Raw genomic sequence first — 3,029 nt, forward strand, 5'->3', positions numbered from 1 at the left:
TTGCGCGATCGATCTTCTTGATCTCTGCCCATGTGAAGCCGAGACGGCGGTACTTGTTCCGTTGCTTCGGCCGCATGTGCTGGATGTCTTCTTTCGAGGCCGTGGTCATCCCCGGATGCCATGGTCGAGCCGGGCCGCTAGTCATCTTTGGCACGGGATACACCCCTTACCCACACCGGTGGCGCGTTGTCCGCGTACTGTTCCCGGTCCCGTGGTTGAAGTGGAGTGTTCCTCGGGGGAACGAGTGCCCTGGCGGGCTGCTCGGCCGGGGCCTGGACCTGCTTGTGTTGGGGCGGCCCTTGCAGGTAGTCGGGGATTTCACCGGCCTGGATGCGAGCAGCGCGGGCCCTCGCGGCTGCTTTGGCCGACGCCTTCCGTGCCCGCTTGGCCTCGCGAGATTCCTTCGGCATGAGTTCAGCGTAGGCCGGGTGCGGCTGCCTAACGAGGCCCGCTTCTACGACCCGAACGTCGGCCGCTTCACTCAGCCCGACCCCTCCGGCCTGGAGACCAACCCCTACCTCTACGCGTCCGGCGACCCCACCAACCGCATCGACCCCAGCGGTCTGTTCTCCGTCGGGAACTTCCTGCAAGGTGTGGGGTCGGGCCTGGTCGCCGTAGCCGCTGGGGCTGCCGCGGTGACTACCGCCCCCGCATGCGTGACCGTGGTGGGCTGCATACCCACTGTCGCTGAGGCCGGAATAGCTCTCGGCGCGGCAGGGGCGTCCTACGAGTTCTTCAAGGAAGCCTTCTGATGTCTACCCCGACCAAAGCGAGAGTCATCGCTATCGCTGTGCTCTTCGCTTTGGCCGGTATCGGCTTCGCAGTCAACGCCCTTACCGGGTTCAGCGTCGGAGTGGTCTGGATGGCTGAGGGAGCCGCATTGACAGTTGCCTGGCTCTCGATCGTGGCTGTTCGACGGTTCCGGGGCTAGCCTCGCTCCGCACGGTGGGGGGGCGGTCCGCGTGCCGCACCTTCACCTCTCCCCCCGGCCGGCTTGCGCAGCAGGGCCGGGGCGGGTTCCGGCCGCCAACGGTCGTCGGCTGGTCCGGGCGGCGGCCGTCAGGGCCGCACTCCGTCTCGACGAGGTCTTGGCGCAGCTTGTCGTGATGGGCGTGAACGCCGGCACCGTGTCCGTGCCGCCGTTCTCGCCGTCCAGGTGCGCGGAAGGAGGTCGGTGCGCACCGGCTGTGCACCGAGTGCGCGCCGGAACACTGGCCGGTGCGCACCGCCGGGCGGACCGGTGCGCACCGACCGCACCGGATGCCGCGCATCGAGTGCGGACGGTGCGGTGCGTTTCTCCTTGACCACGGCCGTGGTCAAGGAGAAACGCTCCAGTGTGCACCGAGGGATGCGCGACATCGTCACCTGCGATCTCGCGCACTGCGGTCCGGTGTCGTGCACTCGCGTGGGAAGTGCACGACATCCTCGGTGGGCACCGGCCGCATCGGGCGCGCAACATCGTGGTGCGCTCAGCGGCCGGCTTCTGGCCTGCGGTGCGGATCCGGCTGCTGGGTGCGGTGCGCCCGCTGATCGTCCTCGCGGACCGGGTGCGATGCGGGGGCGTCTGGGTCGGCGTACTTCTTCGCCCTCGCGCGTGCTCCCTCGCGGGCCTTCGTGTAGGCGTCCTGCACGTGGCGCAGCTGCTCGTCGGTGAAGTCCAGGGCGTCCACGTCCGTGCGGGACTCCTGCAGGGCCCGCAGCGCCGTCATGCCGCGTGCCGAAGGGGGCTCGGAGTCGGCGTCGGGGAGCGGGATGCGGAGCTGCTCGGGCATCGCGGCCTGCTGGTGCGCCACGACGTCGTCGTACAGGGCGCGGCCGGTGCGGCGCGCAGCCGGGTGCTGAGGACGGTGGAGGCGATGACCGCGCGGTCGTATGGGAGCGGGACGCGCGGGATGTCCCACTCCCCCGGCTCCAGGGGCAGGCGGGGCGTGTCCGGGTCGCCGGGGCCGGCCTCGGTCTCGGGTGCAGCGTCTGGTGGGCGGCGGTTGGACGGTGGGTCGGTCAGTGACCATCGGGCGGTGTAGAGGCGGTAGGCCGGCCTGTGGCCGCGCTGCGTCGTTGACTCGCTGATGTCCAGGCAGTGCGTGGCGATGGCTTCCTCCACGATGTCCTGGTCCAGGCCCGGTTCGCGGCGGCGGCCGCGCAGGACCAGAGCGAGGTGCCGGCGGGCTTCGGCGAGCAGGTGCCGGCGGTGGAAGAAGCCGTCCTTGTTCATCACGAACACCATCGCGGTGACGTCGACGGCCGCCAGGGCGACGTCGACCACAGCGGCGACCCGGGACCGGATCGCGGCCGCCGCGGCGCGGGCGTACTCGAGGAGGGAGTTGATGACGTCGACGCTCACGCCGGAGGTGAGGATCGCGCTGGTCTTCCACCACGCGCGCAGCTGCGCGAGCGGCCGGGTCTGCTGCTTGGGCGGGCGGGTCATCCTCGCCGCGATCTGGTTCAGCTTGGCGCGGGCCCGCTCGGAGACCTCGGGCGCGAACTTCCAGTTGCCGTCGTCATCGACGGCGGTGACGTACTCGTGCTCCAGCTCTGCCCGGCAGGCCGCTATCTGATCGCTGCGCCGTGAGGTCCAGCGGATCAGCTCGTGCGGCACCCCGGCGATCTCCATCACCGGGCGACGTCCGGCGGTGACGGTGCGCGGCTCGGAGGCCAGCCCCAGTGCCTGGCACACCTCCATCATCACGGTCTCGTTGTAGAGAGCGGAGCAGGCGACGGTGTTCTCGAACATGACCGTTGAGTGGACCGAACCCCACTTCCCGTCCAGGCGCTGCCCCTTCACCGACAGCAGCAGATGGTCATGGAGCAGCGGCATACCAGAGCGCGCCTCGTAGTGGCGGAAGCGGGCGGCGACCAGCCCGCCAGGCGGCCGGACTTGGTAGATGCCGTCCTTGCCGAAACGGATCACCTCCACCTGGTCCTCGATCCACTCCAGCACCCGCTCGATCGCCCGCTCGTGCGCGGCCTCGATCACCCGCCGGGTCTCGTCATCCCCGAACGCCCACAACAGGTAGACCGTCGGCTGC

General features: G+C 69.8%; 3 protein-coding genes. 1 reads left to right on the forward strand and 2 read right to left on the reverse strand.

What is annotated here, in order from left to right:
- Positions 1–428: 428 nt before the first annotated feature.
- Positions 429–752, forward strand: coding sequence for an RHS repeat-associated core domain-containing protein (locus ABD378_RS44060; protein ID WP_386542717.1), 324 nt, complete (start codon positions 429–431; stop codon positions 750–752).
- A gap of 717 nt (positions 753–1,469) precedes the next feature.
- On the opposite strand, the gene ABD378_RS44065 is transcribed toward ABD378_RS44060, so the two are convergent.
- Together ABD378_RS44065 and mobF are read right to left on the reverse strand one after the other, a co-directional pair.
- The gene (locus ABD378_RS44065) at positions 1,470–1,772 is read right to left on the reverse strand and encodes a hypothetical protein (protein WP_344531177.1); all 303 of its coding nucleotides are present in this window, start codon (positions 1,770–1,772) and stop codon (positions 1,470–1,472) included.
- Positions 1,706–3,029 (reverse strand): MobF family relaxase (mobF, locus tag ABD378_RS44070; RefSeq protein ID WP_344531179.1); only part of this gene is annotated, 1,324 nt, incomplete at its 5' end. The genes mobF and ABD378_RS44065, both read right to left, overlap by 67 nt.

The organism is Streptomyces rectiviolaceus, assembly GCF_039533825.1.
In the GTDB taxonomy this organism is placed as follows: Bacteria; Actinomycetota; Actinomycetes; order Streptomycetales; family Streptomycetaceae; genus Streptomyces; species Streptomyces rectiviolaceus.